Here is a 12,592-nt window from a genome sequence, read left to right on the forward strand (position 1 = left end):
TAGGAAGGGTTCAACCTTTCCACGTAAATCCTTTCCATCATGTCGAAGCGCGAATTAATCGAGCCCAACGAGGGCGACAAACGCTACATCCGTCGGGACAAAGACGGCCAGATTGACCATTCGGTTGAGCTGCACAAGTCCCTGTCTCAGGACGACCAGCACAACTCGAAAAAAACCAGTAAGCCCGGCCAGGGCGACCGCGGCGACGGCCACACCGGCAATCGCAAGCCCGCCCAATAGTCACTGCAAAACAAAGCCCGCCGAGTACTTAGCGGGCTTTTTGCATGAGCGGCTGGGCCGCCGTGGGGCTAGGGTCAGGGGCCGGGTCTGCAGCGCTGAAAAAGTGCTGGGCCTGCTTCAGAGCCTGGGCGTCGTCCTGGATGTCGTTGGGGCGCGAGCCGGTGCCGTAGAGCAGCCCGCCCCAATTCATGGCCATGTATCGGGCCGTGAGGATGAGGGTTTCTTCCAACGGCTTGGTTTCGGCCCGGTCGCCGCTGCTCACCACGATAAACCACAGCGTTTTGCCCCGCATTTCTTCCCGAAAGTTAAGGTGGGGCGTGCGCAGCCAGGCGCTCCAGTAGTCGAGGTAATGCTTGGCGTGCACGGGCAGGCTATACCAGTACAGCGGCGCCACCAGCACCAGGTCAGTGGCGTCGAGGGTGGCGTCGAGCAGGAGTTGGGCGTTGCCGGTGGGCGCGGGGTAGGGCGTGTGGTGGCGTAGGTCGACGAAATAAGGCAGCGGGTGGTCCTGCAGGTGAATCCAGCGTTGCTGGGCGCTGGACGGCAGCGAATTGGCGGCACAATAAGCCAATTGCTCGGTATTGCCCATGCGGCGGGTGCTCGAAAGCAAAAATAGAAATCGGCGCGCCGGACTGCTCATATTCAACGATTCTTACGCTTTTTCAGGCCAACGCTTGAATTGCCAATGCTGAAACCCCAACGCGGCGGCCCAGCCCAGCAACCCCCCAATAATAGCCCCGCCCAGTACATCGGTAGGGTAATGGGCGCCAAGATACATACGGCTATACGATAGTAAAATAGCCCATAAAAATATGGCTATTTTTAAGCTGCGAAATCTTCCATTAGGCAGCGAAACCGCTATAAATACGGCCAGCGCCGTGGAGTTGGCGGCGTGCGACGAGAGAAAGCCAAACTGTCCGCCGCAGCCATCGGGCAGGTGCAGCTGCAGGAAAATGGCCGCATCGTGGCAGGGGCGGGGCCGCCCAAAATACGGCTTGAAGAGCCGGCTCGTGATGCTATCGGCCAGGGCCACGGCTGCCACCACCAGCGGCAGCAGCACCGCCGCCCGCCAGCGGAAATGGTAGATGAGCCAGCCAATGAGTACGGCATACACCGGAAACCACACCGTACGGTCGGAGGCCAGCACCATCACCCGGTCCAACCACGGCGCGTGGGCGTGGTTGATGGCCAGCAGCCAAGTGCGGTCAAGGGTTTTGATGGCCTCAAGCATCGGCCAGCCAGTCTACGCCCTTGCGGAGCCAGCCCAGGGTGGTGGCTTCGGGCGAGCCGGCGGCGGGTGGGGCGGGGTTATAAGCCCAGCCGGTGCGCGGGGGCAGGCTCATGAGGATGCTTTCGGTGCGGCCGCCGGTTTCGAGACCGAAGCGGGTGCCGCGGTCAAAGGCCAGGTTGAATTCGGCGTAGCGGGCGCGGCGCAGGGTTTGCCAGGCTTCTTCGCGCTCGCCGTAGGGCAGCGGGTGGTTTTCGGCCATCAGTTTGGCGTAGAAGGGACCGAACAGCTCGGCCACGTCGCGCATGAAGGCAAACAGCTCCTCGGCCGTGCCGTCGCGGCCCACGGTGAGGCGGTCGTAGAAAATGCCGCCCACGCCGCGCGTTTCCTGGCGGTGGGGCAGGAAAAAGTAGTCGTCGGCCCAGCGGGTGAACTTGGGGTAATAGGCCGGATTGTGGCGGTCGCACACCGCCCGCAGCCGCGCGTGGAAGCGGCGGGCCTGGGTCTCGTCCACGTAAATAGGCGTCAGGTCGATGCCGCCGCCAAACCAGGCCTCGCCGTTGCCGGCCTCGAAGTAGCGCACGTTCATGTGGATGATGGGCACCCGGGGGCTGCGCGGGTGCAGCACCACGCTCACGCCGGTGGCGTAAAAATGCTGGTCGGGCATGTGCAGCTGCCGGGCGGCGGCCTCGCTCATCTCGCCCCACACCGCCGAAAAACCCACGCCGCCTTTTTCCAGCACGCGGCCGTGTTCCAGCACTTTGGAGCGGCCGCCGCCGCCGCCTTCGCGCTGCCAGGCATCTGTGAGGAAGTGGGCGGGGCCGGCGTCGGCCGTTTCGAGCTGCTGGCACAGGCGTAGCTGAAAATCAGCCAGCCAGGCTTCGATTTCGGGACGGATGGTGGGCGAGGAGGTCGGATTCACGAAAGAAACGGGAAGGTTGACCCGGGTGAGGCCATCAAATCAACTGCCAAAACAGACAGCGCGGGCCGAAAAAGCGGGTTCGGGGCCGGGCGCAAAGATACGGACGGAGGCCGGGCGTACTTTTGTGGCCTCACCCGCCTCCTGCCCTGATGTCTGAATTCGCAGTTCCCACCGCTTCCGATACCACCGACCTTTCGAATACCCGCGTGGCAAGTGCCGCGGCTGCCGCGGCAGCGGCATTTTCGGCCAGCAGCGAAGCCCCGGCCCCGGCCGTGGACCGCTACTTACTGCGCCGCGCCTACCGCCTGATGCACACCGCGGCCGCCATGGCCGACCTCTACGAAGAGCAAAAAGCCATTTCGGCCCGCTACGTGCACGCCACCGCCCGCGGCCACGAAGCCGTGCAGCTGGCCGCCGCCTTCCTGCTCACCGAAACCGACTTTGCCGCGCCCTATTACCGCGACGACGCCCTGCTGCTGGGCCTGGGCCTGCGTCCTTTCGAACTGATGCTGCAGCTCATGGCCAAAGCCGGCGACCCGTTCAGCGGTGGGCGCACGTACTACTCGCACCCCTCGCTGCGGCGGGCCGGCGTGCCGGTCATTCCGCACCAGAGCTCGGCCACGGGCATGCAGGCCATTCCGGCCACGGGCGTGGCGCACGCCATCAAGTACTTCGAGTCGCTGACGGCGGAAGCGTTGACGGGAGCCACCGAGGCAGTGAAGCAGAACCGCGAAAGCCTCGTGGCCAACCGCTCGTTGAGCTTGTGCTCGATTGGTGACGGGGCCATGACCGAGGGCGAGGTGTCGGAGGCGCTGCAAATGGCTATTCTGCACCAATTGCCCATTATTTATCTGGTGCAGGATAATGACTGGGGCATTTCGGCCACCGGCCGCGAGATGCGCGCCATGAATGCCTACGAGTTTGCGGCAGGCTTCCCCGGCCTGCGCCGCATGCAGGTGGACGGCGCCGATTTTGGCTCGTCCTACGCCGGTCTCACCGAGGCGTTTGCCCACGTGCGGGCCCGGCGCGGGCCAGTGCTGGTGCACGCCAAATGCCCGCTGCTGGGCCACCACACCAGCGGCGTGCGGCGCGAATGGTACCGCCACGACCTGGCCAATCATCAAACCCAGGACCCGCTGCCGCGCCTGCACCAGCAGCTACTGGCGGGCGGCTTTGCCGAGGCGGAGCTGGAAGAGCTGCGCGACGAAGCCCGCGCCACCGTGCAGGCCGACTGGGCCGAAGCGCTGGCGGCGCCCAACCCGGACCCGGCCACCTTTGCCGACCACGAGTTTGCGCCGCCCGCCGTGACGGCCGAGGCCGGCGAGCGCAGCCCCGCGGGCGCCGAGAAAGCCCTGATGGTGGATGCCGCCCTGCACGCCGTCGACGACATTTTGCGGGAGTTTCCGGAGGCCTTGTTCTACGGGCAGGACGTGGGCGGCGAGCTGGGCGGCGTGTTTCGCGAGGCTGCGCTGCTGGCCAAGAAATACGGCGACGGCCGCGTGTTCAACACGCCCATTCAGGAGGCTTACATTGTGGGCAGCACGGCCGGCATGGCCGCCGTGGGCGCCCGGCCCATTGTGGAAATTCAGTTTGCCGACTACATCTGGCCCTCGCTGAACCAGCTGGTGGAAGAGCTGTCGAAATCCTGCTACCTCACCATGGGCAAGTTTCCGATTCCGGCGCTCATCCGTGTCCCCATTGGCGCTTATGGTGGGGGCGGGCCCTACCATTCGGGTTCCATCGAGAGCACGCTGCTCACCATTCGGGGCATCAAAGTGGTGTATCCGAGCAACGCGGCCGACATGAAGGGCCTGATGCGCGCCAGCTACCTCGACCCCAACCCCGTGGTGATGCTGGAGCATAAAGGCCTGTACTGGAGCAAAGTATCGGGCACCGAAGAAGCTAAAACTGTGGAGCCCGCCGCCGGCTACGTCATTCCGTTGGGCCTGGCCGCCATCGCGCAGGCTGCTGACGCCGAGAAGCTGCGCCGCGGCGAAACCGCCCTGGTCGTGACCTATGGCATGGGCGTGCACTGGGCCAAAACCGCCAGTCGCGAGTATCCCGGCCAAATCGAAATCCTGGACCTACGCACCCTCAATCCGCTTGACTTCGACGCCGTGACGGCCGCCACCCGCCGCCACGGCAAGGTGCTGGTGCTGACCGAAGAGCCCTTGCTCAACAGCTTTGCCGAAAGCCTGGCCGGGCGCATTCAGCGCCACTGCTTCGAAGCCCTGGACGCGCCCGTGTTCACCCTCGGCGCAGCCAACCTGCCCGCCATCGCACTCAACGTGGAACTGGAACGCCAGATGCTGCCCAGCGCCGAGAAAGTTGCCACGGCCATTGCCGAGCTGCTGGCCTACTAGTCAATGAATCTTCCCGAAGCAACAAAGCCCCGGTACTGCACAGTGCCGGGGCTTTTCCTTATTAAGTTGGAACCGGGGCACAAACCTGATTGAGCCTGCTTCGTCGTGCTAACCGCCGGGTATTTGGCCACCGGGCTTAGAATGGATAACCAATGCCCAGGTTGAAGGCAATGGGGTTGGCGCTTTTGTTGAAATTGCGCAGCGCCCAGGTTTGCCCCGCGGGAGCGGTGGGGTCGTAAATCTTGGTGGCCAGGTCGAGACGTAGGATGAGGAAAGTGAAATCGAAGCGGATGCCGATGCCGGTATCCAGGGCTAGCTGGCGGTAGAATTTATTGAGCTGGAACTGGGCATTTTCTCGGATGTACTCGTCGGAATTTTCCTTGCGCTGCTCCTGCAGGCCCCACACGTTGCCAAAGTCCGTGAATACGGCCCCTTTCACGAAGCCATAGATGGGAAAGCGGTACTCGGCGCTGCCTTCGAGCAGCAGCTCGCCGGGCTGCTCGGTGAGGTAGTCGCGAGTGCCGTTAGAGAGGCGGGGCGTATAGCCGCCCGGGCCCAGGCGGCGCGGCTGCCAGGCCCGCAGGCTGGTGGAGCCGCCCGCAAAAAACGATTTGTCGTAGGGCACCACGTATTCGCCATCGGTTTTACTGAGGGCATGCACCGCCCCGCCGTTGAGGCGCCACACAAAATAGGTTTGGGGCGACAGGCGGTAATAGCGACGGTAATCGATGCTGATGCGGGCAAAATCGTACACGTTCAGCTCGGTTGCGGCAAACAGCTGCTTGCGGTAGAGCCCGCGGGTAAGGCCACCCAATTCGGCAAAAAGTCGCAGGTAGTAGGAGTCGCGCGTCTGGTTAAAATCGTTGGAGTTGTACAGCGAGGTGAAGCTGAAGCTGGGCTCAATCTGCTTGTTAAACGACCGGTACAACGACGAGCCTTCCGTCACCTTGAGGCGCTGCAAGCGCACGTTGAAGGAGTCGCTCACAAACGGCGTGTTCACCAGCGTCATTATCACCGGCGAAAACACGTACTGGTGAAACGCCGACCGCTGCCAGATGTAGTCCAGCGCAAACTCGAAGTTGGAACGCGTGTATTCGGGCCGGTCCACGTAGGTTTCCGACAGCGTGAAGCGCGTTTTGGGGTTGTATTCGGTCAGGAAGTGGTTGGTGCGGAAGGGCACCAGAAACTGCGGCAAAATGAGCGAGGCCGTGGCGCCCAGCTGCCGCGTAAACACCGACTGCGGCGCCGTGCCGCTGCCTTCGGCAATACGCACCAGCTGGCCTTCCAGGCCCGCGCGCACGCCAAATTCCAGCACCTCGGCCCCGCCAAACGGATTGCGGGTTTTCAGGCGCACATTCAGGAAGGGACCCGTTTTATTGGCCACGAAAGTGGCCCCAAACTCGTCGTTGATGGCGTATTTGGGCGCCGGCGAGGCATTTATCACCGCCACCAGTTCGCCGGTGCTGGGGTGCAGGCCGGCGCTGTCGGCGGCGGGCGGGTCGGCCACTTTGCGGTAGTTCACCGTGCTGAAGCGGAACATGTCCAGGTTGGAGAGCAGGCGCTGGGTTTGCTGGGTGCGCAGCAGGCTGTAGTTCTGGCCGGGCCGCACCAGCACCTTGCGGGCCAGCAGGCTGGTGCTGAACTGCTGTTCGTAGGCCGCAAAGCGGATGGAGTCGGTCACGGTGGTGTCGGTGCGCAGGCCCAGGCTGGGGCGCACGCGCAGGGCACCCACGGTGCCGGCCCGGCGCAGGGTGTCGCCGGTGGCGTTGCGCAGGGTGCGGCCCACGCCGGCATCGGTCACGAAGCGCACCTGCCGCACCCGGTACACGCGGTGGCCCTGGCCGGGGCCGGGATTGGCAATGAGCGTGCGCAGGCGCACCGTGAACTTCTCGTAGCTCGTGTCGGCTTCTAGGGTGATGTATTGCTGGCGGAAATCAAAGTAGCCGGCATTTTTGAGCAGGGTTTCGAGCCGGGTGCGCTCCAGGCCAATCTGCTCCTCGTTGAACCGCTCGTTTTCGTGCAGCAGCGTGGCGCCCTGGCCCTGGCGCACCACGGCCGCCACGCCCGAATCGGGAATGCTGGGCGGCTGCAGGCGGTAGAGGAACGGCTGGTTTTCGGTGATGTTGTACGTCACCGTGACCCGCCGGTAACGCTTGCGGGCGTCCAGCGAGTCAGAATTGCCCTTGTGAAACACGCCCAACGCGCGCAGCAGTATGCCGCGCTGGTAGCGGGCCGTGTCGGTGGCCGTGACTTTGGCCCGGAAAAAGCCCTGCGAGTGCAGAAACGTGGTCATCTGCTCCACGCTGCGGCGGGTCAGGGCCGTGTCGTACACCACGGGCGCCTCGCCCAGGCGCATGATGGCGTTGCCCTTGTCGAGCGCCAATTGCTTGCGGTTCACCTTGCGTTCGCGGCGGGCCAGCAGCTTGCCCAGCTCGGCCGAGTCGGTGCCGGCGGCTTTCATGCGGGCCGCGTAAGTGGTCTGAATCTCGTGCAGCTTGTTTTTAATGCGTACCGAGTCGTAGAAGTTGTAGCCCAGCTGGTAGATGGCCAGCTTGGGCGGAAACCGGGTGTTGGGTTTTTGCTGGGCCAGGGACTTCAGCCGTTCTTTGTCGGCCTGCTCCACGCCTTTCACCTCCACGCGGCTCAGCAGGCGCTGGCCCGGCCGCAACAACTTAAATGGCGAACAGGCCACCAGTAGGGCCAGCAGCAACGGCCCCAGTCTGCGCCCGGCCCGTAGCTTTGAAGAATAGGTCGACAACAATGGTTTCAAAAGCACTAGGCAAATACGTGCAGTCGCTGCACCAAAAAAAGTACCGGCAACGCCACGGCGCGTTTCTGGTGGAAGGAGGCAAAAGCGTGTTGGAGCTGCTAAGTTCCGACCTGGAAACTGAACACTTGCTGGCCACCGCCGAATTTGCCTCCCAAAACCGTGCCCTGCTGCCGGCCCGGCTGCTCACCGTGGTGAGCGAAAACGAGCTTACCCAGCTCGGTACGCTGGCCAACAACACCACCGCCCTGGCCGTGGCCCGCCTGCCGGCGGAGGCACCGCTGCCTCCAACGCTGCCCGCGGACGCTTTGTTGCTGGCCCTCGACGAAGTGCGCGACCCCGGCAACCTCGGCACCTTGCTGCGCCTGGCCGACTGGTACGGCCTGCCGGGCGTGGTGCTCAGCCCCGGCTGCGCCGACGCCTACGCCCCCAAAACCGTGGCCGCCACCATGGGCGCCTTTGCCCGCGTGCCCGTGTGGGAGCGCGACCTGGCCGCCTGGCTGCCCACGCTGCCGCCCGAAGTCGGCATCTTCGGCGCCGACCTGGCCGGCGACAACGTGCACCGCCTCGCCCTACAGCCCGCCGGCGTACTCGTGATGGGCTCCGAGTCGCACGGCCTTACGCCAAGCGTGGCGGCGGCCCTCACGCGCCGCCTGCACATCCCACGCGGCGCCGGCGGGCAGGCCGAAAGCCTCAACGTGGCCATTTCGGCTGCCATTCTGCTCGATAATTTTTTTCGGGGCGAATAGGGTTTAACGCTGGTCATCCAGAGCGCAGCGAAGAAATTTATCCGGTCAAAGTTGCTCATGGACAAATTTGAAGGGGACCTTCGCCGCATTCAGAATGACCGTAAAAAAGCGCCTCCGATAATTAATCAGAGGCGCTTTCAAAGAATCAGCCAAGGCGTTGACTAGAAGCCCAGCACGTTCAGGCCCACGGTGAGCAGATGCGTTTTGGGCCCCTGGCCTTCCTTAAACAGCTCGTTCATGTTGTACTTGGCGAAGAGCTGCAGGGCGTGGAAGCCGATTTCGCCCTGCAAGCCGTACGTCCAGGGAGTGAGGTTGAGGGTGCCGCTGATTTTGTCCTCGCTGTTGTAGTCGGTGCCGGCCAAGCGGTATTCGGTTTTGATGTTGCTGGTGAGGCGGGTGCCGCCGAAACCGCCAATGCCGGCCGAAAGCGTGGTTCTGTCTTCTTTGTTCTTCAGCTTCAGCCGCAGCATCACGGGCAGGTTCAGGGTGCCCACGTAAAGGGTGGCCTGTTGAATCTGCTTGGCATCGGGCGCCGTTTCCACGAAGGTGCGGTTGCCGTTCTGCACCCACTGGTCGTTGCCCGTCAGCCGGATGTAGTTCCCACTGAACTCGGGCCCGATGGTAAAGGCCAGCTTCGATTTCTTAGTGTAGTGCAGCGGCTGCACGTAAAAGAGGCCAAAGTTGATGTAAGTAGAGCGCCAGTTGTTGTAGGAAGGCACTTGCAGGCTGGCCGTCGAAGATGAGTTAACCAAAGTGGTCAGGCCGATGTCGAAGCCCAACTCCACGCTGGCGCTGCGGCGGCGCTTTTCCCGCTTCAGCGAATCTTCCCGGGCGTTGGCCGTCGCATTACCGTCGGTACCGATGCTGAAGGAATTATGGCCGTCGCCGTCCTTGGTGGTAACGATGCCGAACTTCTTGTTCAGGAAAACCTGAGTTTTGGTGGGGCCTTTCTCGCCGTCGGTGCCGGGTTTGTGCGCCGTGATGCGGATTTCTTCGGGCAGGTTCTGGCCGGGCTGGTCCTTATCGGGGTAGAAGCGCATCGTCACCTGGTTGGTGGTGCCGGCCTTGGCCGCCGCCTCAGCCTGGGTGATGTACGTGGCCAGGCGGGTCGTGAGCGAGTCGAGGTGGTAGTTTTTGAGCTGGCGCAGCTGGGCCGCGTCGCGCACCGTCAGGGTGAGAGTGGCCCGGTTGGGCAGGCGCATCACAATGGTGTCCTGCACCGTGGCGGGGGCCACCAGGCGGGCGGCACGGGCCTCGTTCAGGCCCGCCGCGAGGGCAGAAAGCAGCAGAAAAGAGGGGAGAAAAGCGCGTTGCATGATTTCCGAAAGAGAAGAGGTGGATTACAATTGAATGGATTTGCTGACGGTGCGGCCCGCCACGGTGGCCCGAACGGTCACGTTGTCGGGCAGGCCGGCCACTTCGGCCAGGCTCACCCGCTCGCCCCGCACCAGGTGGCCGGCCTGTTGCAGCAGGCGGCCGCCCAGGCGGCGCCGCTCGCCGGCTACCTCGCTCGAAGCCACGGCCGAGGTGGTGACCTGGGCCAGTCGCGACGCCGGTGCGGAGCCGGTGCGCACGTCCACCGTTATCAGCTCGGTGGCGCCCACGGGGACGATTTCCGGCGTGGCAGTGGGGGTGGTTTGCGCGGCCACTACCGGGGCCGTTGCCGGGGCGTTGCCCAACTCGTCAGCTGGGGTGGCCGGGGCCGGCTGGGGAGCGGGGCGGGTAGCTGCGCGGGCCACGAGGGGGGCTTGTTCGGTGGCTGCGTCCAGCCGTCGGGCAGTGCCTTTCAGGTGGCGGGGCAGCTGCTCGGAAGCTGGCTGGCCGGCCTTTGATGCGGTAGATGCGATGTCGGAAGAGCGGGTTGCCCGGAGGGTTGCATTTTTCTGCGCGGATTCAGCTAAAATGTTTTTCGACGTTTCAGCCGGCGTCGTGGCAGCAATGGAAGCGGCATTTTTGCCCGTTTCTGCCACGCCTGCGCCCTGCGGCAAGCCTGCCGTAGCAGCCTGTACTTGGGGAGAAGCTACCGACCCGGTCGATTGCTGCGACGCAATGGTGCCGGTTTTCGTGCTGCCTGCGGGCGAACCCAGCCACAGCTTCGTGCCCCCGGCTACTAGCAGCAGCGCCAGCGCGGCGGCAATGGCCATGGGCCACCACGCGGCGGCGCGGCGCTTGCGGGGCCGCAGGTGCTCGTCTTCGAGGCGCTCCCACAGCTCCCGCCGGGGCGGGGTGGCGTGGGCGCTCAGCCGTTGCTGAAACAGCTGGTCGAGGCGTGCGTCGGGTGCCGGGGCGGCGGGTTCGGCGGGTTCGGCGGGGGCAGCGGCCTGCAGGCGGGACCACAGGTCGTCGGCCGGCGGCGTGGCGTGGCCGTCGAGCTTCTCGCGGAATAAGTCGTCGATATCTTCGGGAAACATAGGTCGGTCTAATTACTGGCGATGGCAGAAAACTGAACCCGCCGCTGCAGCATGGCGCGGGCCTTGCTCAGCTGCGATTTGCTGGTGCCTTCGCTGATGCCCAGCAGCTCGGCAATCTCCTGGTGGCCGTAGCCTTCCAGGGCGTACAGGTTGAACACGGTGCGGTAGCCCGTGGGCAGGGTGGTGAGCAGCTCCATCAGGTCCTCGGCCTGCAGCTGCGTGTCGGCGGTAGCGGCGGTGGTGGCCAGGTTTTCGGGTTGGGCAAAATCCTCGAATGACACCGTCATCATCTCGCGCTGGCGCAGCTGCATCAGCGCCTCGTTTACCATGATGCGGCGCACCCAGCCCTCAAAGCTGCCCTCGAACCGGTAGGTGGGCAGGGCCCGAAACATCTTGGCAAAACCGAGGATGAGGGCTTCCTCGGCGTCTTCGCGGCGCTTGAGGTAGCGGCGGCACACGGTGAGCATGAGGCCGGCCAGCCGGTCGTAGAGCTGGCGCTGGGCCCGGTGCTCGCCGCGCACGCAGGCAGCGATGAGTTCGGCTTCGTTCACGGTAAGGGTGGGCAAAACGCAGAAAGGATGGTGAGTTAGGGCGGCAGATGCCGAAAGGCGGGCCAGGGTTGCCCGGCTCGGTAAAAATATTGTGCCCGCTCCGGCCGCACCGCTACAGGTCGCCCAGGCGCCGGCCCTGCTGCCGGCCCAGGCGCGGGTGCTTGGCCTGGCCCACCACCTGCGCGGCATAAATGCCGTGATGGCCCGAAAGCAGGTAAGCCACCACGCAGCTGATGCCCAGGTATACGCCCGCCTTCGCCCCGAACAGCTCCAGCCCCATGAGGGTGCAGGCCAGCGGGGTATTGGCCGCGCCCGCAAACACGCCCACAAAACCCATGGCCGCCAACAGTGCCACCGGCAGCGGCAGCACCACGGCCAGCGCGCTGCCCAGCGCCGCGCCAATGAAAAACAGCGGCGTCACCTCGCCGCCCTTGAAGCCGCAGCCCAGCGTGAGGGCGGTCAGGGCCAGCTTCAGGGCCCAATCGGTCGGCGGCAGAGGATGTTGGAACGCCTCTACGATAACCGGAATGCCCAGACCGCTGAAGCGGCCCGTGCCCAGGCCCCACATCAGCAGCCCCACCATGGCGCCGCCCACCACGGGCCGCAGCGGCGGAAAAGGGATTGCCGAAAACCAGTGGCCCACCGCGTGCGTGAGGACGGCAAACAGCCGCGCCACCAGGCCGCACAACGCGCCCACCAGCAGCGCGCTGCCCAGCCCCAGCGGCGTGAGCGCCAAGGCCGGCAATTCGGGGTAGGGCGTATGGCCCACGCCCCAGGCCCGCGTCACGGCATCGGCCACCACGGCTGCCAGAAAGCTTGGCAGCAGCGCCTCGTACCGAATGGAGCCCAGCAAAAAAACTTCGAGCCCAAACACCGCGCCCGCCAGCGGTGTGCCAAATACCGACGCAAAGCCGGCGCTCATGCCCGCCACCAGCAGCAGGCGCCGGTCGCGTGGGCGCAGCCAGCGGCCCAGCTGGTCGGCCAGGGTGCCGCCCATCTGCACGGCCGTGCCCTCGCGGCCCGCCGAGCCGCCCACCAGGTGGGTGAGCAGCGTGCCACCCAGCACCAGCGGCACCATGCGCAGCGGCAGCGTCTGGCTGGGCCGATGAATCTCATCCAGAATAAGATTGTTGCCGCGCACTGCCCGGTCACCATAATAATGGTATGCCAGCCCAATTGCCAGGCCGGCCACGGGCAGCAGTGCCAGCATCCAGGCGTGGGCCTCGCGCCAGCGCGTCACCCAGTCCAGCGCCACCAGAAAGCCGGCCGAAGCCGTGCCTGCCAGGGCGCCCACCACCGCACTAATCAGCAGCCAACGCAGCAACAAAAGGGCGGCCGAAGCGGTGCCGTGCGAACGTACC

11 protein-coding genes are annotated in these 12,592 nt (G+C 64.7%); 3 read left to right on the forward strand and 8 right to left on the reverse strand.

Annotated elements, in window-relative coordinates:
* The first annotated feature begins 39 nt into the window (after nt 1–39).
* A complete protein-coding gene (locus MUN81_RS12020) occupies nt 40–240 on the forward strand; it encodes a hypothetical protein (RefSeq protein WP_245110686.1) in 201 nt (66 codons plus the stop codon).
* A gap of 28 nt (nt 241–268) precedes the next feature.
* On the opposite strand, the gene MUN81_RS12025 is transcribed toward MUN81_RS12020, so the two are convergent.
* From MUN81_RS12025 to hemF, 3 genes are read right to left on the reverse strand one after another with little or no spacing between them, the layout of a single operon-like run.
* Nucleotides 269–850, reverse strand: a complete 582-nt coding sequence (locus MUN81_RS12025) for an NAD(P)H-dependent oxidoreductase (RefSeq protein ID WP_245110688.1) — start codon at nt 848–850, stop codon at nt 269–271.
* Nucleotides 851–892: 42 nt separating this feature from the next.
* Nucleotides 893–1,471, reverse strand: coding sequence for a phosphatase PAP2 family protein (locus tag MUN81_RS12030; RefSeq protein ID WP_245110690.1), 579 nt, complete (start codon nt 1,469–1,471; stop codon nt 893–895).
* Nucleotides 1,464–2,390, reverse strand: a complete 927-nt coding sequence (gene hemF / locus MUN81_RS12035) for an oxygen-dependent coproporphyrinogen oxidase (RefSeq protein WP_245110691.1) — start codon at nt 2,388–2,390, stop codon at nt 1,464–1,466. The genes MUN81_RS12030 and hemF overlap by 8 nt, the downstream gene beginning before the upstream one ends.
* A 149-nt stretch (nt 2,391–2,539) precedes the next feature.
* Here hemF and MUN81_RS12040 point away from each other — a divergent pair, with 149 nt between their 5' ends.
* Entirely contained in the window at nt 2,540–4,753 is a 2,214-nt protein-coding gene (locus MUN81_RS12040) for a thiamine pyrophosphate-dependent enzyme (protein WP_245110693.1), read from the forward strand.
* Between the two features lie 136 nt (nt 4,754–4,889).
* On the opposite strand, the gene MUN81_RS12045 is transcribed toward MUN81_RS12040, so the two are convergent.
* A complete protein-coding gene (locus tag MUN81_RS12045) occupies nt 4,890–7,523 on the reverse strand; it encodes a BamA/TamA family outer membrane protein (protein WP_245110694.1) in 2,634 nt (877 codons plus the stop codon).
* On the opposite strand from MUN81_RS12045, the gene MUN81_RS12050 reads away from it, so the two are divergent.
* On the forward strand, nt 7,514–8,269 hold the full coding sequence (locus MUN81_RS12050; protein WP_245110696.1) for an RNA methyltransferase: 756 nt from the start codon (nt 7,514–7,516) through the stop codon (nt 8,267–8,269). The two genes, MUN81_RS12045 and MUN81_RS12050, sit on opposite strands and share 10 nt — an antisense overlap.
* A gap of 161 nt (nt 8,270–8,430) precedes the next feature.
* On the opposite strand, the gene MUN81_RS12055 is transcribed toward MUN81_RS12050, so the two are convergent.
* The 4 genes from MUN81_RS12055 to MUN81_RS12070 form a co-directional block, all read right to left on the reverse strand.
* Nucleotides 8,431–9,585: a PorT family protein gene (locus tag MUN81_RS12055; RefSeq protein ID WP_245110698.1), complete on the reverse strand. Its 1,155-nt coding sequence runs from the start codon at nt 9,583–9,585 to the stop codon at nt 8,431–8,433.
* 24 nt (nt 9,586–9,609) lie between these two features.
* Nucleotides 9,610–10,680: a hypothetical protein gene (locus MUN81_RS12060; protein WP_245110700.1), complete on the reverse strand. Its 1,071-nt coding sequence runs from the start codon at nt 10,678–10,680 to the stop codon at nt 9,610–9,612.
* A gap of 8 nt (nt 10,681–10,688) precedes the next feature.
* Nucleotides 10,689–11,246, reverse strand: coding sequence for a sigma-70 family RNA polymerase sigma factor (locus MUN81_RS12065; protein WP_223827447.1), 558 nt, complete (start codon nt 11,244–11,246; stop codon nt 10,689–10,691).
* 97 nt (nt 11,247–11,343) lie between these two features.
* Nucleotides 11,344–12,555: a chloride channel protein gene (locus tag MUN81_RS12070; RefSeq protein WP_245110701.1), complete on the reverse strand. Its 1,212-nt coding sequence runs from the start codon at nt 12,553–12,555 to the stop codon at nt 11,344–11,346.
* Between the last annotated feature and the right edge of the window lie 37 nt (nt 12,556–12,592).

The organism is Hymenobacter sp. 5317J-9, assembly GCF_022921075.1.
In the GTDB taxonomy this organism is placed as follows: Bacteria; Bacteroidota; Bacteroidia; order Cytophagales; family Hymenobacteraceae; genus Hymenobacter.

Bases quoted from the DNA above. Each gene is read 5' to 3' on its own strand.
- MUN81_RS12020 (WP_245110686.1), top strand. From the start codon at position 40: ATGTCGAAGCGCGAATTAATCGAGCCCAACGAGGGCGACAAACGCTAC.
- MUN81_RS12060 (WP_245110700.1), bottom strand. From the start codon at position 10,680: ATGTTTCCCGAAGATATCGACGACTTATTCCGCGAGAAGCTCGACGGC.
- MUN81_RS12055 (WP_245110698.1), bottom strand. From the start codon at position 9,585: ATGCAACGCGCTTTTCTCCCCTCTTTTCTGCTGCTTTCTGCCCTCGCG.
- MUN81_RS12040 (WP_245110693.1), top strand. From the start codon at position 2,540: ATGTCTGAATTCGCAGTTCCCACCGCTTCCGATACCACCGACCTTTCG.
- MUN81_RS12030 (WP_245110690.1), bottom strand. From the start codon at position 1,471: ATGCTTGAGGCCATCAAAACCCTTGACCGCACTTGGCTGCTGGCCATC.
- MUN81_RS12050 (WP_245110696.1), top strand. From the start codon at position 7,514: ATGGTTTCAAAAGCACTAGGCAAATACGTGCAGTCGCTGCACCAAAAA.